The sequence below is a fragment of the Bradyrhizobium sp. SUTN9-2 genome (assembly GCF_003122645.1).
Taxonomy (GTDB): domain Bacteria; phylum Pseudomonadota; class Alphaproteobacteria; order Rhizobiales; family Xanthobacteraceae; genus Bradyrhizobium; species Bradyrhizobium yuanmingense.
Genome location: NZ_LAXE01000001.1, coordinates 7,700,126 through 7,719,121 on the forward strand (window position 1 = coordinate 7,700,126; position 18,996 = coordinate 7,719,121).

An 18,996-nucleotide genomic window follows, 5' to 3' on the forward strand; every position below is an offset into this window, starting at 1 on the left:
TCTCCGCGGGGACGGTGAGAGTGAGACTCGCGGAGAGTCCCCCTCACCCGGAATTTGCTAGCGCAAATTCCGGCCTCTCCCCGCAAGCGGGGAGAGGCGAAGATCGCGGTGGCCGCCTGGAACACAACTTGGAATTACACTCGTTGTTGTGCCTCGCTTGCGCCTGTTCCGCAAACTGAGATATCTTGCCCTGGCATCAGCTTTCCTGAGGGTGGGTCATTGCGGCGGCTGCTGTTTCTCAACGGCATCAAGGCGTTCGAGGCGGCGGCACGGACCGGCAGCTTTGCTGCGGCCGGGTTGGAGCTGAGCGTGTCGGCGGCCGCCGTCAGCCGCATGGTGCACCTGCTCGAAGAGCGGCTCGGCGTCGCATTGTTCGAGCGCAAGGCCAACAGGCTCGTGCTGACGCAGGCGGGCCGCGCCTATCAGAGCGGGCTGACCCCGATCTTCGATGCGCTGGCGAGCCTCACGGCGCAGGTGACGGCGCCGGCGAGCGTGCGCGTGCTCACCATTGGCGTCGGCCACACCTTTGCGATGCGCTGGCTGATCCCGCGCCTGTCGGAGTTTCGCAGCGAGGAGCCCGACATCGAGGTGCGCTTCACCACCGGCGGCGCCGCGGTGCCGTTCGGCGAGGACTGGAACTGCGGCATCAAGCTCGGCACCGGCGATTGGCCCGGCCTTGTCGCCGAGCCGCTGTTCGCCGGCGACCTCACCCCCGTCTGCGTGCCGCGCCTGGCAGTCGCGTTGAAGCGCCCGACCGACCTGAAGGGACCGAGCCTGATCCGCGTCGCGCACTCACCCGAGGACTGGCCGATCTGGCTGAAGGCGGCGGGCACGGCGAGGATCAACGCGCGCGGGCCCGAGTTCCAGTTCTACGGCCAGGCGCTGCAGGCCGCGGCCGACGGGCTCGGCATCGCGATGGGCATCCGCCCCTATATCGACGACGATCTCGCGGCCGGCCGGCTGGTGGCGCCGTTCGACCTCTCGGTGCCCAAGGGCATGCGCTGGTATCTGCTCTATCGCAGCTTCCAGACCGAGCAGCGCGACTTTGCCGCCTTCCGCCGCTGGATCATGCGGGCGGCATCGGAACCTGCCGCCCGTCCACGGCGGATCGGCCGCGCCGCAGCGCGGAACTGAAGCCCGGCGGGCAAAAAAGCCGCCTGCTTGTGAACGGCTTCACATCCCAAATTCCGCAGACGTGGTCTCGTGACCCTCCGAAAAGAAACGTGGGACCTACACTCATGACGACCCTCTACGACGGCTTTGACATCGAATCCTTCGAAGCTGGCAAGGGGCTGTGGCACGCGCGGATCCGCCGGGCCGATCTCAGCCCGGTGGCCATCGACGGCGTGCTGTTTCCGGCCATGGAAGTCGGCTTCGCTTGGCCCGATCGCGATGCCGCGATTGCCGATGCCAAGCACCACATCGATCGTTTCCGGCGGCGGGCTGGCGACGACGAATAGGCGGTCCGCAGGCCGACCAGAGACAGGGCGGCGAAAAAAAAGGGGGGGGAACCGATCATGTCCATCATCGAAACCGATGCAGCGCGGCCGCGGATCTACGCCCGCGCAGTGCTGTCCAACTGCCCGGAATGCGACAGCGATCTCACGGTGCTCCGTGTGATCGGCGGCCGCGCCGGATGCGAGTACTGGACCATGCGCTGCACCGATTGCGGCGGCATTCATCTCGACATCCTCGAGCCGAATGTCGCGGCCGGAGACGACGAGGGGCCGCTGCCGGCGGCGTGAACCGCAGGGCTGCTGCCAACCTGCTGTCAGCAGCCTGCATGGCTCGGGGCATTCACCCTTTATCGCGGGGCGGACTCGTCCCATATTCGCCTCATGGCGAAGAAACCTGCATCCCCCGAAAAATCCGGCAAATCCCCCAAATCGAAGGCGCATCGCCCCGATGTGCAGCCGATCGGGCCTGCGCTGGCCGAATTGCTGAATCCCGCGATCAATCGCGGCGATGCGGGCTTGGGATCGGGCACCGGCCTGCAGCCGCCGCCTGACAATTCGCGCGACCGCCGTGCCGGGGGCGAGGCCGCCGCGCATCGCGCGCGGGCTTCGACACCGAAGGAGTTTCCGCAAGATGCGGCGCGGCCGATGCCGCTGCGGCCCAATCCGCAGCCGCCGGGCGCCCGTCAGTCCGGCGAGCTTGCCGGGCTGGAGGAGGCACCGCAGGCCAATTACGGAACTGCGGCCACCATCCCGACGCTAGATCCGGAACTGGCGCGGCAGCTCGGCCTGCCCACCGAGGAGGACGATGCCGAAGCGCTGGCGCGCCCGCCGCGTTCCAAGATGGAGGCGCTCGGCGTCAAGGCGACCGCCGATGCGCTGGAATCGCTGATCCGCGAGGGCCGGCCGGAGTTCCGCAAGGGCGACGGCTCCATGAAGGTGTGGACGCCGCACCGGCCGCCGCGCCCGGAGAAGTCCGAAGGCGGTGTCCGCTTCGAGATCAAGTCGTCCTACGAGCCGAAGGGCGACCAGCCGACCGCAATCGCCGAGCTGGTCGAGGGCATCAACCGCAACGACCGTTCGCAGGTGCTGCTGGGCGTCACCGGCTCCGGCAAGACCTACACCATGGCCAAGGTGATCGAGGCGACGCAGCGCCCGGCCCTAATCCTGGCGCCGAACAAGACGCTGGCCGCCCAGCTCTATGGCGAGTTCAAGAACTTCTTCCCCGACAACGCAGTCGAGTACTTCGTCAGCTATTACGACTACTACCAGCCGGAAGCGTATGTGCCCCGCACGGACACGTACATCGAAAAAGATTCCTCGATCAACGAGCAGATCGACCGCATGCGCCACTCGGCGACGCGTGCGCTGCTCGAGCGCGACGACGTCATCATCGTGGCGTCGGTGTCCTGCATCTACGGTATCGGCTCGGTCGAGACCTACACCGCGATGACCTTCGCGCTGAAGAAGGGCGAGCGCATCGACCAGCGCCAGCTGATCGCCGACCTCGTCGCCCTGCAGTACAAGCGCACCCAGGCCGATTTCACCCGCGGCACGTTTCGCGTGCGCGGCGACGTCATCGACATCTTCCCGGCGCACTATGAGGACCGCGCCTGGCGCGTGAACCTGTTCGGCGACACCATCGAGACCATCGAGGAGTTCGATCCGCTCACCGGCCACAAGCAGGACGAGCTCGAATTCATCAAGATGTACGCCAACTCGCACTACGTGACGCCACGGCCGACGCTGGTGCAGGCGATCAAGTCGATCAAGTTCGAATTGAAGCAGCGGCTCGACCAGCTCAACAACCAGGGCCGCCTGCTGGAGGCGCAGCGGCTGGAGCAGCGCACCACCTTCGACCTCGAGATGATGGAGGCGACGGGCAGCTGCGCCGGCATCGAGAACTATTCGCGCTACCTCACCGGGCGTCGCCCCGGCGAGCCGCCGCCGACGCTGTTCGAATACGTGCCCGACAACGCGCTGATCTTCGCCGACGAGAGCCACGTCACCATCCCGCAGATCGGTGCCATGTTCCGCGGCGACTTCCGCCGCAAGGCGACGCTGGCTGAATACGGCTTCCGCCTGCCCTCCTGCATGGACAACCGCCCGCTCCGCTTCGAGGAATGGGACATGATGCGGCCGCAGACCGTCGCGGTGTCGGCAACCCCGGGCAGCTGGGAGCTGAACGAGAGCGGCGGCGTGTTCGTCGAGCAGGTCATTCGTCCCACCGGACTGATTGATCCTCCCGTCGATATTCGCCCCGCGCGCACGCAGGTCGACGACCTCGTCGGCGAAGTGCGAGCCACTGCGCAAGCGGGCTATCGCTCACTGATCACGGTCCTCACAAAGCGCATGGCGGAGGACCTCACCGAATATCTGCACGAGCAGGGCATCCGCGTCCGCTACATGCACTCGGATATCGACACGATCGAGCGCATCGAGATCATCCGCGATTTGCGTCTCGGTGCCTTCGACGCGCTGGTCGGCATCAACCTCTTGCGCGAAGGTCTCGACATCCCCGAATGCGCCCTGGTCGCCATTCTCGACGCCGACAAGGAAGGTTTTCTGCGCAGCGAGACCTCGCTGATCCAGACCATCGGCCGTGCCGCGCGCAACGTCGACGGCAAGGTGATCCTCTATGCCGACCAGATGACGGGATCGATGGAGCGCGCCATCGCCGAGACCAACCGCCGCCGCGAGAAGCAGGTCGAGTACAACAACGCCAACGGCATCACGCCGGAGAGCGTGAAGAAGCAGATCGGCGACATCCTCAACTCGGTCTACGAGCGCGACCACGTGCTGGTCGAGGTCGGCGGTCACGACATGACCGACGACGTCATCTCGATCGGCCATAATTTCGAAGCCGTGCTCGCCGATCTCGAAACGAGGATGCGCGAGGCCGCCGCCGATCTGAACTTCGAGGAAGCCGCCCGCCTGCGCGACGAGGTCAAGCGCCTGCGCGCGACCGAGCTCGCCGTGGTCGACGACCCCACCGCCAAGCAGCGCACCGTCGCGACCAAGGCGGGCGCCTATGCAGGAGCGAAGAAATACGGCGATGCCGCCAACCTCCCGGTCAGCGCCATGAAGAACAAGAGTGCCGCAACTGCGCTCAAGGCCGGCGGCGGCAAAGGCTCCCGCGTGCACAAGCCGCATCTCGACGAGATGCACGGCCCGGAATCGCTGCCCTATCGCGAGAGCCGCGCGCTGCCGTCAAAGCCGTTCGGCAGCACCAGCAGGATCATCCAGCCGACGGATTCGCGGCAGTCGGGACCGGAGTTCGGGCCGGCGCCGAAGTCGACGGGTGGAGCGCCGGGGCGGCGCGGGGGGTGGAAGAAGAGGTAGACGCGTAGGTTTATCGGCGACGTTCGTGGTTACCCCCTCACCCCACGCTCGCCGCCACCACGGCCATCACCGACAGCAGCAGCACGATCGTCACCAATTGCAGCGAGGCGACGGGCTGGGTGCGCCAGGCCGTGATTTTGTCGGAGAGCGACAGATGGGCCTCGAAGAATTTCGGCTCGTAGACGGTCTTGAACAGGTGCGGGAAGCTCGGGCCGAGGGTCACGGCGATCAGGGCGTGGGTGAACGAGGCGAAGGCGACGAAGATGGCGACGCCGGGATCGCCGACGAGGTCGTGGTTGCCAACGAGCTTGAGCAGGAAGGCCGCGGTGGCGAAGGTCGGGAAGCTCTGCAGGGCCGCGGTCAGCGCGAGGCCTTCGAGCGCGTTATGCAGGCGGGACTTTCTGGCATTGGCGATGGTGGCCATGGCACGTCTCCCTGATGACTTGGGGATGACGGTAGCGGCGTCTGGACAGGCGCGACGTGAGATGGATCACGCAGGCCGGCGATGCCGGCTGCGTCTCTCCCCTCCACGTTCACCCAAGCTTCGGCGCACGAGAGCGGGCCGCCTATGTTCCCGGCGCGCGGCTTTGCGGGTTCGTCCACGCGGGCTTGCACACCAAGCAGCCGAAGACGCCGCGAACCCCATGAACCGGGCATTGCGCTCGCACGTCAAAACCTCTGCAAACATCCCTGTGATCTTGCGGATTGCGCCGGCGTGAGACCACGCGCTAGGCTTGCAAAAGGCACAAGACCAAGGAGAGCGGGTGGGAATGACGGTGGAGCAGCTGAATCGCCAACGCGTCGTGCACCTGCTCGATGCCTTCGCGCGCGGCGATATCGAGACGGCGCTGGCCAGCTGCACCGACGACGTCTATTTCCTCACCCACGCCCCGATCGACGTGCTGCCACATCTGGTGCCGCGCCACGGCAAGCAGGAGCTGCGCGAGCTGTGGCAGACGGTCTGGTCGCGCTATTCGGAGGTTCGTTACAAGACGCCGCATATCGTCGCCGAGGGCGAGGCCGTCGCGACCTACATGCACGCTTTTTTCAAGAAGCGCAGCAACGACCGCATCGTGCAGTTCGACATAGCGGTGTTCTACACGTTTCGCGGCGGACTGGTGGCGGAGATGCGCGAGATCATCGATTCCTACGACCTGGTGCAGCAGGTACTGGAACGGGAGATCGGGCCGCTGATTGCCGGGGCGGACTGAGCGCCGGGACCCGGACAATTACGGGGTTGTATTGTAAATCTCACAAAACCCGTTCAAGTGTGCATTGCGAAAACGTGAATTGCGTTTTGGCCGAAATCTGCTAATTTGTTCGTATACAAATGAGTTGAGCCCTGGCGCCTTGGTGCGCATGGGGTTGTTTGCCGTTTTTTTTCCGTAAAGCCAGCTTCAGGACTGCCCCAAATGACAGAGCACAGCCTCTGGCGTTTCTCGCGTGCGTTGCACCGCGCGATCAACGACCGGGATTTTAGGGATATCGAGGCCCTGATCGACGAGGACGTCGAGTGGGCGCTCTACGGCCCGATCGACATGTTTCCGTTCCTCGGCGCGCGCCAGGGCAAGGATGCCGTGCTCGACGTCATCCGCCAGCTCGCCGACAATTTCCAGGTCCGCCGCTTCGACCGCGAGAGCATCATGCTGGGCGTCGATTCCGCCGCCTCGATGGTGCGCTATTCGCTGACGGCGCTGGATTCCAACAAGCCGATCAGCCTGCGCGTGGCGCAGTTCGCCCAGTTCAAGGCGGGCAAGCTGATCAGCATGCGGGTGCTGATCGACACCTTCGACCTGGTCGAGCAGGCACTCGGCCGCGCCATTCATCTGCCGAAGATGACCAGCGTCGGCTAACGCATGATCCGGCCCCGAAGGGCCGCGTTAGCGCAAAGTGCGAAGCGGTTTTCCGAGAAGATCATGCGCAAACAACAACCTGAAGCGCGATGATGATCATCGCGCTTTAGGGGGGACGCCAACGGGCCCCGCTGTTCGGGACCGATGACGAGGCGATCGCGACGTCCTGGCCTCCAGCCCCGCCGGATGCCGTCGCATCACGAACCTGTCATCGGGCGCGCGCCTTTCGCGCGGCCCGTTGGTTCACCTCCCCTTGCGAACCGCCACAATTCCGCAACGATAAACCGGCACTTTCAGCGCCGGAATGGCGCATGGTCATTGCAACCGCTATAGTGGGGCGGACAGCATGCGCTGGGGTTCGCGGGCAGGACGATGGAATTCTCGACAGGGGTTGGCTGGACCAGGCTGCCGTTGCTGGCGGCCGCATTCATCTTGAGCTCGGTGCTGACGTTACAGGCACAGATCATTCCGCCCTTCTCCGCATCCGACGACGAGGCCGAGGCGGCCGAAGCCCCCGACGTCAATGATCCCGACATCATGAAGGGCATCGACGTCGACAAGCTCGACTGGAGCCAGATCTCGGTCGATGCCGGGACAGGCATCGACCCGATGGCCGCCAAGAAGCGCGCGCAGGCCGCCGCCAGGGAAGGCCTCGACTGGTCGTCGAATCCCAATGCCAACGGCTCCTCGGCGGTGACCGTGAAGCAATCGGTGTCCTCGTTCTGGGATACCCGAGTCGGCGCCGACATGACGCTGGCGAGCGAGCCCAGGACGATGTCCGAGCTGCTGGCGCAGAAGGCCACCAACGGCGGCAACCTGCCGCAATCCTCGGGCAGCGCCTGGGCGACGGCAACCGCGCCGGGCGCGGGCGCGATCTGGGACAAGACCGCGGTGGAAGCCAGGGTCGATCCCGGCGCCGAGCACAGCAAGATCGGGGCATCGCTGACCAAATCGGTGCCGCTGTCGGGCGATACCTCGCTGACGCTGCAGAACGGCTACAGCGTCAACCAGCACGGCACCACAGCGGTCCCCGGCATCGGCGGCCACGTCACGCGCAATTACGAGACCGACCAGAGCGCCAAGGTCACCGTGACCGACACCGGCACCAGCATCGTTGCCGGCCAGACGCTGTCGACCACCGACGACAAATGGCTGCGCAAGCTCGGCGCCGAGCAGAAGCTGTTCGACAACGTCACCGTATCAGGCTCGGTCGGTGAAACCTCGCAAGGCACGCTGAACAAGAGCGTGACGGCGGGCTTCAAGAAGAGCTGGTGAGGCCGGCGCCTCTGCCCGCCTGCGGGGAGAAGGCCATCACCGCGGCAGCATTCACCCTTCCCTAACCATACGCCACGGCAAAACCCCCGAATGGTCCGGCCTTGCCGCATCTTGGCCCATTTGCGGTCAAAATCGGACGCCCTGATGCAGCCTGCCTCACAGACGTCGTCGTGCGGGGGACACTCGCGCTGCGCTCAACGCGAACAGGGGAATAACGATGAACGCCATGCGTCCCGAAAAGATCGAAGCCACCGAGACCGAGACGGTCGACACCAACCTCGCCGCCGTGACCGAGGTCGAAGCCGGCATCCGCGACTTCGTCCGCAACGACATCGCCTATCTGCGCCGTCCGGCCGCGACAACCGCCGACGCGCCGCCGCTCGATCCGAGCGCGGAAGCCACCGTCAATAACGTCAACTCGCTGATCCAGCGCGTCGCCGGCACTTCGCTCGCCGAGATCGAGAATTTGATCTCCGAGCTCGAGAGCCTGCGCGACCTGCTCCACGCCGAAGGCCAGCGCGTCCAGCGCGAGATCTCCGGCTACGCCCAGCTCAGCCAGGCCGCGATGAAGTCGACCCGCATGATCGCCGACAACGTCGCGCAGTGGAAGCGCGCCGCCGACGGCCTGCGCAACAGCTGATCGCCGGCACGAACGCATCATTGGCCGCCGCGTTCCGGAAGGGAGCGCGGCGGTTTTGATTTGTTGGTGGGTCACGCAGCCGTTTCTCCAACACAGGTGTCATCACCCGCCTAGTGCGCAATTGCGCACAGGGGCGGGTGATCCAGTATTCCACCAGCGCCGGTGGTTGAATCGATAGGCCGCGGCGTACTGGATGCCCCGGACAAGCCGGGGCATGACAGCGGAGAATGTGGCGCGGCCAACGGCCACCATTGAACCCTCCGGCCCACCCCGGCGACCAACGCCAAGCGCCCGTGCCGTCGCGGCCGGGCTCAGGGGACATTTCAGATGGAAAGCATTCGGCCCGACACCACGGACCCGATCCCGTTGCGGCCCGCGCCGAATCAATTCGGCACGATCATGCTGCGCTTTGTCGGGCTGCTGGCGGTTGCGATCGCCATCCTGGCGTTCGTCTATAGCCGCTGAGCTGCGGCCGGATGCCGGCCGCGATCGTTAACGAATTCTTACCGGGCCGCTTCCGCGGTCGAGGCTTCCAGCGTGTAGGCGCCATCGGCGTAGCCCTTCGCCACCATGCCCGCGACCAGCATCACGGCCAGTGTCGCGGTCGCGAAGATGAATCCAACAAATTTGAGTGCGCCGCGATCAGCCATGGTCCTCGTCCCCTGTCGTCTGCCTATTCGTTTCAAATAGACAGCGACAGGTTCATAATTAGTTAGCAACTGACTGGTTCCGCGAAACTGCTTCGCCGTAACCATGTTGCGCAGGCTTATGGCAGCCACCCGGAATCGCGTCCATAGCGCGCGGGCAACACTCGCGCACTCATTTGCCCGTTCATCTTGGAACAGATCTAACCGCCCTTGCGCAGCGGCACGAAGGCGGAGGCGGTGATGGAATAGACCTCCTCGCCGCGCTGGTTGGTGCCGGTGGTGCGGGCCGTCAAAATGCCCCAGCCGGGACGGGAGGCGGAGGCGCGCTTGTCGATGACTTCATTGACGTAAGCGACGGTGTCGCCGGCGAGCACCGGCCTGATCCAGCGCAGGTCGCGAAAGCCCGGCGACGGGCCCCACACCGCGACCTCCTCGCCGCGCGAGGCGGCCTCGCGTGCCAGGCGCTGGCCGTCGGCGACAAGCAGGCTCATGCAGGCCGAGCCGACATGCCAGCCCGAGGCCGCGAGCCCGCCGAACAGCGAGTTCTTGCCCTCCTCCTCGTCGAGGTGAAAGCGTTGCGGATCGAACTTGGCGGCGAAGGTCTTGATCTTTTCCGCGGTGAACGTATAGGCGCCGATCTCGCGGCGCTGACCGATCGCGATGTCTTCGAAGAACCGCATCAGGCCGCTCCCTCGCGCCGCTTGATCAGGATCGGCGAGATCATCTCGGCGAGCGCCTGCCCCGCCGCATTGCGCGCGGTGCATTTGAACTTGACGATGCCGAGCTCAGGTCGGCTCTTCGAGGCCCGCGCTTCCAGGACATCGACGTCGAGCGTGAGATCGTCGTCGGGCCGCAGTGGCGACAGCCAGCGCACCTCGTCGACGCCGGGAGATCCCAGCGACGCGGCGCGGGTGATGAAGCCGTCGGCCATCATCCGCATCATCAGCGAGCACAGGTGCCAGCCCGAACCGGACAGGCCGCGCAGCATGCTCTCAGCTGCTGCCGCCTCGTCGAGGTGCATCGGCTGCGGATCGAACTCGGCGGCAAAGGCCAATATCTCGTCGCGGGTGACGTGGCGCGGGCCGAACGTTCCGAACCGGCCAGGCGGGAAATCTTCGAAGGTCAGGGTCATCTCGGGAAAGCTTTGCGGGAATGACAGATTGTGGCCGCACTTTGCGGCAATCTCAACCCGCCGGCCCGCATGGCTCGTGCTACATACTTGAGATCGGCGTTGATTTGAGTCGGATCGATCGACGGCCGAAGCCCGATTTGAAGTCCCGATTTGCCTTGCGATTTGCCTTGGGGAGAGCAATGTTCTCATTCAGCGACCTGTTCCAGTGGGACCGCTTCATCACGCCGACGATCATCAAGACCTTCTACTGGCTGGTGATCGCGCTGATCTGCCTGTTCGGGCTCTCCGGCATCTTCTCAGGGTTGGCTGCGATGGCGATCAGCCCGTTCGGCGGCTTCCTGGTGCTGCTGTCGTCGATCGCCAGCGTCGTGGTCGGCATCGTGTTCTCGCGCATCGTCGCGGAGCTGATCCTGATCGTCTTCCGCATCAACGAGCATCTCGGCGCAATCAGGGATCAGGGATCAGGGATGCGGTGATTCCCGTCATTCCGGGGCGCCTCGAAGAGGCGAGGCCCGGAATCCATTGAGCCACAGAACAAGCGTATAGATGGATTCCGGGCTCGCGCTTCGCGCGCCCCGGAATGACCAGCTCCTACGTATTAAACCTGAAATGCATCACGTCGCCGTCGGCGACGACGTAATCCTTGCCTTCGAGGCGGAGCTTGCCGGCATCGCGGGCACCGGCTTCGCCGCCGAGCGCGACGTAATCGTCATACGCGATGGTCTCGGCGCGGATAAAACCCTTCTCGAAATCGGTGTGGATCACGCCGGCCGCCGCCGGCGCCTTGGTGCCGCGATAGATGGTCCAGGCGCGCGCTTCCTTCGGGCCCACGGTGAAGTAGGTGATGAGGTCGAGCAGGGTGTAGCCGGCACGGATCAGGCGGTCGAGGCCGGCTTCTTCGAGGCCCAAAGTCTCCAGGAAGTCCGCGCGCTCGTCACGCGAGATGGTCGCGATCTCGGATTCGATCTTGGCGGAGATGACGACGGCAACCGCGCCCTCCTTCGCCGCCTGCTCCTCGACCGCCTTGGAGAAGGCGTTGCCTGTCGCGGCCGAGCCTTCCTCGACGTTGCAGACATAGAGCACGGGCTTGGACGACAGCAGGCCGAGCATCGAGAAGGCCCGCTCCTCCTCCGCCTTGCGCTCGACGAGGCGCGCGGGCTTGCCTTCGCGCAAGAGCACCAGGGTGCGGTTGACGAGATCGAGCTGCTCCTTGGCGTCCTTGTCGTTGCCCTTGGCCTTCTTGGTGAGATTGTCGACGCGCTTCTCGAGGCTGTCTAAGTCGGCGAGCATCAGCTCGGTCTCGATGGTCTCGATGTCCGCGAGCGGGGCGATCTTGCCTTCGACATGGGTGATGTCGGAATCTTCAAAGCAGCGAACCACATGCGCGATGGCGTCGACCTCGCGGATATTGGCGAGGAACTGGTTGCCGAGGCCTTCGCCCTTGGAGGCGCCGCGCACGAGGCCGGCGATGTCGACGAAGGTCAGCCGGGTCGGGATGATCTGGCCCGACTTGGCGATGGCCGCGAGCTTGTCGAGCCTGGGATCGGGCACGGCGACCTCGCCGACATTCGGCTCGATGGTGCAGAACGGATAGTTCGCGGCCTGCGCCGCGGCCGTCTCGGTCAGCGCATTGAACAAGGTCGACTTGCCGACATTGGGCAATCCGACGATCCCGCATTTGAATCCCATGGTGGTCCTTTGAGTCCTAAGTAGGCGAGCTGCGGTTACCGCGCTTGCCAAAGCCTGCAGCCTGCAAAGCGACGTGCACCTTGTTCTGAAAGCTTGAATCTTGATTGCGGGTCAGCAGTCCAATGTTCTCCACGATCGAATCGATCATTGGACTTAGCCATTCCATGTCCAGAGTCGTAAAGTTGCCAAGGACGTATCCTTCAACCTGGCTCTTATGTATTGGTCGTCCGACTCCAATGCGGACACGTCGATAGTTCGGGCCAATCCGTTCGGTGATTGAGCCCAAACCATTATGCCCCGCATCACTCCCGTCCACTTTGACGCGAAATCCGGCGGGCGGAAGTTCAATTTCATCGTGAAATACAGTTAAGTCAGATCGGTGCAGCTTGTAGAAGCTGAGCACACTCAGCACAGCTGATCCTGAAGCATTCATGTAGGTCGAGGGCTTCAGAAGCATGACCTGCTCGCCGTCAATCATGCCGGTAGCCAATTCACCCTCAAAGCGAGGATGCTGGCGCCACTGATTGAAACGATAATGCTCCGCTATCGCGTCGACGACAATAAACCCGACATTATGTCGGTTGAACCGATACTGTGCGCCGGGATTGCCGAGCCCAACAAAGAGTCGCATGACGCGGCGCGCCCCCCGCTCGGCGCGCGGTCAAGGACCGCGCGCCAGCTTCGAGAGATTACTTCTTCTTGTCGCCGCCGGCGGGAGCCTTGGCAGCAGCGGCAGGAGCAGCAGCCGGAGCCGCAGCACCAGCGGCCGGAGCAGCCGCAGCGCCCGGGGCCGCACCAGCAGCGGCAGCCGCAGCAGCGGCCTTCTGCTCTTCGGCGTAACCGGACGGCGGCACGATGGTGACGAGGGTCGCGTCCTCGCGGGTCAGCGCCTTGACGCCGGCCGGTAGCTTGACGTCGGCCAGATGCAGGGAGTGACCGATCTCGAGCACGCCGACATCGGCCTCGATATATTGCGGGATGCTCTCGACGCCGCATTCGAGCTCGATCGCGTGGGCGACGATGTTGACGGTGCCGCCGCGCTTCACGCCCGGGGAGGTTTCGGCCTTCACCACGTGCAGGGGAACGCTGATGCGGATGGTGGCGCCTTCGCCCAGCCGCATGAAGTCGACATGGATCGGGAAGTCCTTGACCGGATCGAGGTGATAGTCGCGCGGAATGACGCGGTGCTTCTTGCCCTCGAGGTCGATGTCGACCAGCGTGGTCAGGAACCGGCCGGCAAGGATGCGCTGGCGCAGTTCACGATCCTCGATCGAGATCGTCAGCGGGGGCTGGTTGTTGCCGTAGATCACTCCGGGCACTCGCCCGGCGCGACGCTCAGCCCGGGCGGCCCCCTTGCCGCTCTTCGGACGCGCGGTCGCCTTCAATTCCTTGACGGTCGTCGCCATGTCGTTAAGTCCTTGTTTTTGCAAAAGTTAATGGGCCGCAAGGCGGCCCATGGCATAGTCCACAGCAAGCCTCCAGGGGTGCGGGGGCCGCGGACGTGGCGGGCTTTTACCCGGAAGCTGCGGAAATGACAAGGAGAATGGGCTGGTACCCTCCCCTGGAGGCCCGGGTCCTTACCCTCCCTTGGAGGGGGAGGATCGGCTCATATGGAGCGTAGCAAAACGTGAGCCGGGGTGGGGTGACAGTCTCTCGATCGAGGCGGTGCCCGAGTGGAGAGATCACCCCACCCCGGCGCTACGCGCCGACCCTCCCCCTCCAGGGGAGGGTAAGAGACCGCGCTTTACGACGTCGGGGTCCCCCCGAGCTTCGCCTCCAGCGCTGCGAGCCGCGCCTTCAGGGCTTCGTTCTCCTCACGCGCAAGGCGCGCCATGTCCTTGACCGCCTCGAACTCCTCGCGCTTGACGAGGTCCATGTCGCGCAGGAATTTCTCGGCCTGGCTGCGCATCACGGAATCGAACTCGCGCTTGACGCCCTGGGCAGCACCGGCGGCGTCGTTCATCAGGCGGCCGATCTCGTCGAAAAACCGGTTGTTGGTCTGGGTCATTGTGGGCCTCCGATAAACTTTGCGCGAACACGCAGAATGACAATGGCAATCCGACGGGGCCGGTTCAAGAGCGAAGCGGCGGTATCCTTGTCATGCGCCGGTTTCCTTGCAATCGTATTCAACGTCCCTGCATAAGAGGAATCACGGGGCGTCTGCCGGCGCCGACCGCCGCGATCCCGCTTGGACACAGAAGGCGCGATGCCGTTTCTGCTCATCGACTTCCCCGCCTTCAACCCGATCGCGCTCGAGATCGGTCCGTTCGCGATCAAATGGTATGCCTTGGCCTATATCTGCGGCATCGTGTTCGGCTGGCTTTATGCCCGCGCGCTGCTGAAGAGCGAACGCCTGTGGGGCGGACCCGCGCCGATCTCGCTGCTTCAGATCGACGACTTCATCCTGTGGGTCACGCTCGGCATCATCGTGGGGGGCCGCGCCGGCTACGTGCTGTTCTACAACCTGCCCTTCTTCATCGATCATCCCGCCGCGATCTTTAAGTTGTGGGAGGGCGGGATGTCGTTCCACGGCGGCTTCCTCGGCTGCGTCGTCGCGGTGATGTGGTTCGCGTGGAGCAATGGCATCTCGATCCTGTCGCTCGGCGACATCACCACCGCGGTCGCCCCGGTCGGGCTGTTGCTCGGACGCATCGCCAATTTCATCAACGGCGAATTGTGGGGCCGCGCCACCGACCCGACCCTGCCCTGGGCGATCATCTTCCCCAACGATCCGACGCAGTTGCCGCGGCATCCGAGCCAGCTCTACCAAGCCGGCATGGAGGGCATCCTGCTGTTCACGGTGCTCGCGATCATGATCCGGTTCGGTGCCTTGAAGCGCCCCGGCATGATCCTCGGCGCCTTCATCCTGGTCTATGGTCTGGCCCGCATCGCCGGCGAGCATTTCCGCGAGCCGGACGCGCAGCTCGGTTTCCTCTGGGGCGGATTAACCATGGGCATGCTGCTGTCGATCCCGATGCTTATCGTCGGCCTCATTCTTATTGTATTGGCAGTGAGGCGCGGTGCGCCGACGCCCGTCCAGGCCATTCGTTAATTCATTTCGAGAAGATCGCCGTGACCGACCAGCCGCTGCTCAACGAGATCAAGGCGCTGATCAAATCTTCCGGGCCCATGCCGGTCTGGCGGTACATGGAACTGTGCCTGATGCATCCGCGCTACGGCTATTACGTCTCGCGCGATCCGCTCGGGCGCGAGGGCGACTTCACCACGGCGCCCGAAGTCAGCCAGATGTTCGGCGAGCTCTTGGGGTTGTGGACCGCCTCGGTCTGGAAGCAGATGGGCTCGCCGCAATTTGTGCGGCTGATCGAGCTCGGCCCCGGCCGCGGCACCATGATGGCGGATGCGCTGCGCGCGCTCCGCGTGCTGCCCCCGCTCTACCAGGCGCTCCACATCCACATGGTCGAGGTCAATCCCGTGTTGCGGGACCGGCAGAGCGCGACGCTCGCCAACGTGCGCAACATCGCCTGGCACGACAGCATCGACGAGGTGCCGGAGGGCCCGAGCATCATCCTCGCCAACGAATATTTCGACGTGCTGCCGATCCACCAGATGGTCCGGCTCGAGAACGGCTGGCACGAGCGCGTGATCGAGATCGATCCCAACGGCAAGCTTCAGTTCGGCGCGGCGCCGGAGCCGACGCCTCGCTTCGACGTGCTGCTGCCGCCCCTGGTACGCGCCGCCCCCATCGGCGCCGTGTTCGAGTGGCGCCCCGACGGCGAGATCATGAAGCTTGCCACGCGCGTGCGCGACCAGGACGGCGCGGCGCTGATCATCGATTACGGCCACCTCCGCAGCGACGCCGGCGACACGTTCCAGGCGATTGCGCGCCACACCTTCGCCGATCCCTTGAAGGCGCCGGGCCAGGCCGACGTCACCGCCCATGTCGACTTCCAGGCGCTGGCGCGCGCGGCCGAGGACGTCGGCGCGCGCGTGCATGGGCCGGTCACGCAAGGCGACTTCCTCAAGCGGATCGGCATCGACACCCGCGCCGCCGCCTTGATGCAGAAAGCAGCGCCCGACGTCGCCACCGACATTTCGGTGGCGCTCAAGCGCCTGACCGATACCGGGCGTGGCGGCATGGGCTCGATGTTCAAAGTGCTCGGCATCTCCGAGCCGCGGCTGGCAAGCCTAGCCGGCCTCAGCGATCTCGAACAGGCAGGAGAGGCCTCATGACGATAGCTTCGTCGCTGCTGTCGGCCGTGCCCGGCCTGCGCCATGCCTTCTTCACCCGCGAAGGCGGCGTCTCCGGCGGCATTTATTCCGCGCTGAACGGCGGGCTCGGCTCCAACGACGATCAGACCCTGGTCGCCGAGAACCGGCGCCGCATGGCCGAGCATGTCGGCGTTGCGCCCGAGCGCTTCCTCAGCCTGCACCAGATCCATTCGCCCGACGTGCTGGTTGCCGAGGCACCGTGGCCGAGCGGGCCACGGCCGAAGGGCGATGCGCTGGTGACGAAGACGCCAGGCATCGCGCTCGGCGTCTCCACCGCCGATTGCGGGCCGGTGCTGTTCGTCGATCCCCAGGCGCGCGTGATCGGTGGCGCGCATGCGGGGTGGAAGGGCGCACTGACGGGCGTGCTGGAATCCACCATCGCGGCGATGGAGCAGCTCGGCGCCACGCGCGGCGGCATCATCGCCGCGATCGGCCCCTTGATCCGCCAGGACAGCTACGAGGTCGGCAACGAGTTCGTCGCGCGCTTCATCGAACAGGATGCCGAGAACGCTGTGTTCTTCATCCCCTCGGTGCGCGAGGGCCACGCGATGTTCGATCTCGCCGGCTTCATCCGCAAGCGGCTCGAGGCCGCCGGCATCCTGATGATCGACGATCTCGGCCTCGACACCTACGCCGACGAGCGCTTCTTCAGCTATCGCCGTTCGGTGCATCGCAAGGAGCCGGATTACGGCCGTCACGTTCACGCGATTGCGCTGGATGGGTGAACACAGGGGCAACTCCGTGTCACTCCGGGGCTCGCGAAGCGAGAACCCGGAATCCATCGTGCGGCAATTCACGCGGCGAAATGGATTCCGGGTTCGATGCTTGCGCATCGCCCCGGAATGACAGTGGGGATGTGTCGCGCCTGCCCTAGACCTTAATCGATTTTAACGATATCGCTGCCCTCCATAATGAGGGACGCGTCATTCATCTTCCACCGCGCGGGTTCGCGCGTGCTGGCGGTCATGCTGCTGGCAGCGGCGGCCGCGCTGGGCGGCTGCGCCGGCGGCGGCAGTGCCGTCAATTCCTATGCGATGGCGCCGAGCGCCGGCAGCGGGGCCACCATCGCCTTCGAATCAATCGACGGGCCACCGCCGCAAGTGTTCGATCGCATGGTCGGCGTGCTCGACAGCGAATCCAAGCTGCGCAGCCTGTCCGTGGTCTCCCGCGAAGGTACGGCTGCCTATCGCGTGCGCAGCTACCTCTCCGCCCAGGTGGTGCGCGGCAAGACCGTGATCGCCTGGGTCTGGGACGTCTACGACGCCAACCAGCAGCGCGCGCTGCGTCTCTCCGGCGAGGAACCGACCTCGGCCAAGGGCGGGCGCGACGCGTGGTCGGCTGCCGACGACCTCGTGCTGCGGAAGATCGCCCAGGCCGGATTCAGCGGACTTTCCAACATGATCAACGGAACGCCGGATGCACCCGGCGCGGCTCCGGCATTGCGGGGACCGGCGGTGGCCAGCGTCGTCAAGGACGCTCCCGCGCAGGACATGCCGGCATCAGCGCTCGGCTATGCCGAGCAATAACCCCCGCTAAACCACGGCCTCAACTTGCGGCCAAGCCGTTGGCCCGACTCAGGATTTTCGAAGGGAAAACGTAGCATCCCGGGTTGCCATCGCGGCCTTCCGCCTGATATTTCCTCGCCCGTCGTAACCGTGCTGCCAGCGGGTATTCTCAGATGTTGAAGGTCGTATCCAGCAAAGCGCGGGAGGAAGCGTCCATGTCGGCCAAAAACGGCTCCATCAAGCTCGTCGCCGGCAACTCCAATCCGGCCCTCGCCCAGGCGATCGCGCAAGGGCTCGACCTGCCGCTGACCAAGGCGGTGGTGCGGCGCTTCGCCGACATGGAGATCTTCGTCGAGATCCAGGAGAACGTCCGCGGCTCGGATGCCTTCGTCATCCAGTCGACCTCGTTCCCCGCCAACGACCATCTGATGGAATTGCTCATCATCACCGACGCGCTGCGCCGCTCCTCGGCGCGCCGCATCACCGCAGTGCTGCCCTATTTCGGCTACGCAAGGCAGGACCGTAAATCAGGCTCGCGCACGCCGATCTCGGCCAAGCTCGTCGCCAACATGATCACGCAGGCCGGCGTCGACCGCGTCATGACGCTCGACCTGCATGCCGGCCAGATCCAGGGCTTCTTCGACATCCCGACCGACAACCTGTTCGCCGCGCCGCTGATGGTGCGCGACATCAAGGACAAGTTCGACCTGACCAAGACGATGGTGGTCTCGCCCGACGTCGGCGGCGTCGCCCGCGCGCGCGGCCTCGCCAAGCGCATCAACACCCCGCTCGCGATCGTCGACAAGCGCCGCGAGCGGCCGGGCGAGTCCGAGGTCATGAACGTGATCGGCGACGTCTCCGGCCACACCTGCATCCTCGTCGACGACATCGTCGATTCCGGCGGCACGCTGGTGAACGCGGCCGATGCGCTGCTCGCCAAGGGCGCCAAGGACGTCTACGCCTACATCACCCACGGCGTGCTCTCCGGCGGCGCGGCGGCGCGCATCGCCGGCTCCAGGCTGAAGGAGCTGGTGATCACCGATTCGATCCTGCCGACCGACGCGGTGACCAAGGCGCCGAACATCCGCACCCTGCCGATCGCCAGCCTGATCTCGGATGCGATCGCGCGCACGGCGGCGGAAGAATCGGTGTCGAGCCTGTTCGATTGATTTTCTTCTTCGCCTCTCCCCGCGTGCGGGGAGAGGCCGGATTGCATCGCAGATGCAATC

Annotated in this window: 23 protein-coding genes; 15 read left to right on the forward strand and 8 right to left on the reverse strand. The window is 65.0% G+C overall.

From position 1 onward, the window contains the following. Window positions 1-219 precede the first annotated feature (219 nt). The 4 genes from XF30_RS35655 to uvrB all read left to right on the forward strand — a co-directional run bounded on the left by XF30_RS35655 (window position 220) and on the right by uvrB (window position 4,796). Complete coding sequence (locus XF30_RS35655) at window positions 220-1,134, forward strand: LysR substrate-binding domain-containing protein (RefSeq protein ID WP_192893349.1); 915 nt, start codon at window positions 220-222, stop codon at window positions 1,132-1,134. 104 nt (window positions 1,135-1,238) lie between these two features. Continuing rightward, window positions 1,239-1,460, forward strand: a complete 222-nt coding sequence (locus XF30_RS35660) for a hypothetical protein (RefSeq protein ID WP_057027695.1) — start codon at window positions 1,239-1,241, stop codon at window positions 1,458-1,460. 57 nt (window positions 1,461-1,517) lie between these two features. Continuing rightward, the gene (locus XF30_RS35665) at window positions 1,518-1,745 is read left to right on the forward strand and encodes a hypothetical protein (protein WP_109145304.1); all 228 of its coding nucleotides are present in this window, start codon (window positions 1,518-1,520) and stop codon (window positions 1,743-1,745) included. A 93-nt stretch (window positions 1,746-1,838) separates the two neighbouring features. Continuing rightward, a complete protein-coding gene (uvrB, locus tag XF30_RS35670) occupies window positions 1,839-4,796 on the forward strand; it encodes an excinuclease ABC subunit UvrB (protein ID WP_109145305.1) in 2,958 nt (985 codons plus the stop codon). A gap of 37 nt (window positions 4,797-4,833) precedes the next feature. On the opposite strand, the gene XF30_RS35675 is transcribed toward uvrB, so the two are convergent. Continuing rightward, window positions 4,834-5,220 carry a hypothetical protein gene (locus XF30_RS35675; RefSeq protein ID WP_109145306.1) on the reverse strand — a complete coding sequence of 129 codons (387 nt, stop codon included), beginning with the start codon at window positions 5,218-5,220 and terminating at the stop codon, window positions 4,834-4,836. Window positions 5,221-5,566: 346 nt separating this feature from the next. On the opposite strand from XF30_RS35675, the gene XF30_RS35680 reads away from it, so the two are divergent. The 5 genes from XF30_RS35680 to XF30_RS38785 all read left to right on the forward strand — a co-directional run bounded on the left by XF30_RS35680 (window position 5,567) and on the right by XF30_RS38785 (window position 9,029). Continuing rightward, the gene (locus XF30_RS35680; protein ID WP_109145307.1) at window positions 5,567-6,007 is read left to right on the forward strand and encodes a nuclear transport factor 2 family protein; all 441 of its coding nucleotides are present in this window, start codon (window positions 5,567-5,569) and stop codon (window positions 6,005-6,007) included. 201 nt (window positions 6,008-6,208) lie between these two features. After that, window positions 6,209-6,649, forward strand: coding sequence for a nuclear transport factor 2 family protein (locus tag XF30_RS35685; RefSeq protein ID WP_109145308.1), 441 nt, complete (start codon window positions 6,209-6,211; stop codon window positions 6,647-6,649). 372 nt (window positions 6,650-7,021) lie between these two features. Continuing rightward, window positions 7,022-7,924, forward strand: coding sequence for a hypothetical protein (locus XF30_RS35690; protein ID WP_109145309.1), 903 nt, complete (start codon window positions 7,022-7,024; stop codon window positions 7,922-7,924). 217 nt (window positions 7,925-8,141) lie between these two features. Further along, entirely contained in the window at window positions 8,142-8,564 is a 423-nt protein-coding gene (locus tag XF30_RS35695; RefSeq protein WP_036040066.1) for a hypothetical protein, read from the forward strand. A 327-nt stretch (window positions 8,565-8,891) separates the two neighbouring features. Then, window positions 8,892-9,029: a hypothetical protein gene (locus tag XF30_RS38785; protein ID WP_007614812.1), complete on the forward strand. Its 138-nt coding sequence runs from the start codon at window positions 8,892-8,894 to the stop codon at window positions 9,027-9,029. Between the two features lie 38 nt (window positions 9,030-9,067). On the opposite strand, the gene XF30_RS38790 is transcribed toward XF30_RS38785, so the two are convergent. The 3 genes from XF30_RS38790 to XF30_RS35705 all read right to left on the reverse strand — a co-directional run bounded on the left by XF30_RS38790 (window position 9,068) and on the right by XF30_RS35705 (window position 10,343). Further along, window positions 9,068-9,214 carry a hypothetical protein gene (locus tag XF30_RS38790; protein WP_036009412.1) on the reverse strand — a complete coding sequence of 49 codons (147 nt, stop codon included), beginning with the start codon at window positions 9,212-9,214 and terminating at the stop codon, window positions 9,068-9,070. A gap of 197 nt (window positions 9,215-9,411) precedes the next feature. Continuing rightward, complete coding sequence (locus tag XF30_RS35700; protein ID WP_036027193.1) at window positions 9,412-9,891, reverse strand: MaoC family dehydratase; 480 nt, start codon at window positions 9,889-9,891, stop codon at window positions 9,412-9,414. Beyond that, entirely contained in the window at window positions 9,891-10,343 is a 453-nt protein-coding gene (locus tag XF30_RS35705; protein WP_109145310.1) for a MaoC family dehydratase, read from the reverse strand. The genes XF30_RS35700 and XF30_RS35705 overlap by 1 nt, the downstream gene beginning before the upstream one ends. Before the next feature lie 179 nt (window positions 10,344-10,522). On the opposite strand from XF30_RS35705, the gene XF30_RS35710 reads away from it, so the two are divergent. Then, the gene (locus XF30_RS35710; protein WP_028134403.1) at window positions 10,523-10,819 is read left to right on the forward strand and encodes a DUF4282 domain-containing protein; all 297 of its coding nucleotides are present in this window, start codon (window positions 10,523-10,525) and stop codon (window positions 10,817-10,819) included. A 115-nt stretch (window positions 10,820-10,934) separates the two neighbouring features. On the opposite strand, the gene ychF is transcribed toward XF30_RS35710, so the two are convergent. The 4 genes from ychF to XF30_RS35730 all read right to left on the reverse strand — a co-directional run bounded on the left by ychF (window position 10,935) and on the right by XF30_RS35730 (window position 14,040). After that, window positions 10,935-12,032 (reverse strand): redox-regulated ATPase YchF, encoded by a 1,098-nt coding sequence (gene ychF / locus XF30_RS35715; protein WP_036009406.1) that lies wholly within the window; start codon window positions 12,030-12,032, stop codon window positions 10,935-10,937. A 16-nt stretch (window positions 12,033-12,048) separates the two neighbouring features. Then, complete coding sequence (gene pth / locus XF30_RS35720; protein WP_109145311.1) at window positions 12,049-12,663, reverse strand: aminoacyl-tRNA hydrolase; 615 nt, start codon at window positions 12,661-12,663, stop codon at window positions 12,049-12,051. Between the two features lie 58 nt (window positions 12,664-12,721). Further along, window positions 12,722-13,438, reverse strand: a complete 717-nt coding sequence (locus tag XF30_RS35725) for a 50S ribosomal protein L25/general stress protein Ctc (RefSeq protein ID WP_109145312.1) — start codon at window positions 13,436-13,438, stop codon at window positions 12,722-12,724. 338 nt (window positions 13,439-13,776) lie between these two features. Then, window positions 13,777-14,040, reverse strand: coding sequence for an accessory factor UbiK family protein (locus tag XF30_RS35730; RefSeq protein WP_057027684.1), 264 nt, complete (start codon window positions 14,038-14,040; stop codon window positions 13,777-13,779). Window positions 14,041-14,238: 198 nt separating this feature from the next. Between XF30_RS35730 and lgt the strand changes: the two genes are divergently transcribed. From lgt to XF30_RS35755, 5 genes are all read left to right on the forward strand, one after another. Next, on the forward strand, window positions 14,239-15,084 hold the full coding sequence (gene lgt, locus XF30_RS35735) for a prolipoprotein diacylglyceryl transferase (RefSeq protein WP_109145313.1): 846 nt from the start codon (window positions 14,239-14,241) through the stop codon (window positions 15,082-15,084). 20 nt (window positions 15,085-15,104) lie between these two features. After that, window positions 15,105-16,223, forward strand: coding sequence for a class I SAM-dependent methyltransferase (locus XF30_RS35740; RefSeq protein ID WP_109145314.1), 1,119 nt, complete (start codon window positions 15,105-15,107; stop codon window positions 16,221-16,223). Beyond that, window positions 16,220-16,987, forward strand: a complete 768-nt coding sequence (gene pgeF, locus XF30_RS35745) for a peptidoglycan editing factor PgeF (protein ID WP_036027172.1) — start codon at window positions 16,220-16,222, stop codon at window positions 16,985-16,987. Before XF30_RS35740 ends, pgeF begins: the two co-directional genes overlap by 4 nt. A 186-nt stretch (window positions 16,988-17,173) precedes the next feature. Continuing rightward, a complete protein-coding gene (locus XF30_RS35750; protein WP_036027171.1) occupies window positions 17,174-17,788 on the forward strand; it encodes a hypothetical protein in 615 nt (204 codons plus the stop codon). 194 nt (window positions 17,789-17,982) lie between these two features. Next, window positions 17,983-18,936, forward strand: a complete 954-nt coding sequence (locus XF30_RS35755) for a ribose-phosphate pyrophosphokinase (RefSeq protein ID WP_036009398.1) — start codon at window positions 17,983-17,985, stop codon at window positions 18,934-18,936. Window positions 18,937-18,996: the final 60 nt, after the last annotated feature.

Excerpts from the sequence above, each read along its gene's own strand:
- XF30_RS35660 (WP_057027695.1), top strand. The coding sequence starts at position 1,239 with ATGACGACCCTCTACGACGGCTTTGACATCGAATCCTTCGAAGCTGGC.
- XF30_RS35665 (WP_109145304.1), top strand. The coding sequence starts at position 1,518 with ATGTCCATCATCGAAACCGATGCAGCGCGGCCGCGGATCTACGCCCGC.
- uvrB (WP_109145305.1), top strand. The coding sequence starts at position 1,839 with ATGGCGAAGAAACCTGCATCCCCCGAAAAATCCGGCAAATCCCCCAAA.
- XF30_RS35675 (WP_109145306.1), bottom strand. The coding sequence starts at position 5,220 with ATGGCCACCATCGCCAATGCCAGAAAGTCCCGCCTGCATAACGCGCTC.
- XF30_RS35680 (WP_109145307.1), top strand. The coding sequence starts at position 5,567 with ATGACGGTGGAGCAGCTGAATCGCCAACGCGTCGTGCACCTGCTCGAT.
- XF30_RS35685 (WP_109145308.1), top strand. The coding sequence starts at position 6,209 with ATGACAGAGCACAGCCTCTGGCGTTTCTCGCGTGCGTTGCACCGCGCG.
- XF30_RS35690 (WP_109145309.1), top strand. The coding sequence starts at position 7,022 with ATGGAATTCTCGACAGGGGTTGGCTGGACCAGGCTGCCGTTGCTGGCG.
- XF30_RS35695 (WP_036040066.1), top strand. The coding sequence starts at position 8,142 with ATGAACGCCATGCGTCCCGAAAAGATCGAAGCCACCGAGACCGAGACG.
- XF30_RS38785 (WP_007614812.1), top strand. The coding sequence starts at position 8,892 with ATGGAAAGCATTCGGCCCGACACCACGGACCCGATCCCGTTGCGGCCC.
- XF30_RS38790 (WP_036009412.1), bottom strand. The coding sequence starts at position 9,214 with ATGGCTGATCGCGGCGCACTCAAATTTGTTGGATTCATCTTCGCGACC.
- XF30_RS35700 (WP_036027193.1), bottom strand. The coding sequence starts at position 9,891 with ATGCGGTTCTTCGAAGACATCGCGATCGGTCAGCGCCGCGAGATCGGC.
- XF30_RS35705 (WP_109145310.1), bottom strand. The coding sequence starts at position 10,343 with ATGACCCTGACCTTCGAAGATTTCCCGCCTGGCCGGTTCGGAACGTTC.
- XF30_RS35710 (WP_028134403.1), top strand. The coding sequence starts at position 10,523 with ATGTTCTCATTCAGCGACCTGTTCCAGTGGGACCGCTTCATCACGCCG.
- ychF (WP_036009406.1), bottom strand. The coding sequence starts at position 12,032 with ATGGGATTCAAATGCGGGATCGTCGGATTGCCCAATGTCGGCAAGTCG.
- pth (WP_109145311.1), bottom strand. The coding sequence starts at position 12,663 with ATGCGACTCTTTGTTGGGCTCGGCAATCCCGGCGCACAGTATCGGTTC.
- XF30_RS35725 (WP_109145312.1), bottom strand. The coding sequence starts at position 13,438 with ATGGCGACGACCGTCAAGGAATTGAAGGCGACCGCGCGTCCGAAGAGC.
- XF30_RS35730 (WP_057027684.1), bottom strand. The coding sequence starts at position 14,040 with ATGACCCAGACCAACAACCGGTTTTTCGACGAGATCGGCCGCCTGATG.
- lgt (WP_109145313.1), top strand. The coding sequence starts at position 14,239 with ATGCCGTTTCTGCTCATCGACTTCCCCGCCTTCAACCCGATCGCGCTC.
- pgeF (WP_036027172.1), top strand. The coding sequence starts at position 16,220 with ATGACGATAGCTTCGTCGCTGCTGTCGGCCGTGCCCGGCCTGCGCCAT.
- XF30_RS35750 (WP_036027171.1), top strand. The coding sequence starts at position 17,174 with ATGAGGGACGCGTCATTCATCTTCCACCGCGCGGGTTCGCGCGTGCTG.
- XF30_RS35755 (WP_036009398.1), top strand. The coding sequence starts at position 17,983 with ATGTCGGCCAAAAACGGCTCCATCAAGCTCGTCGCCGGCAACTCCAAT.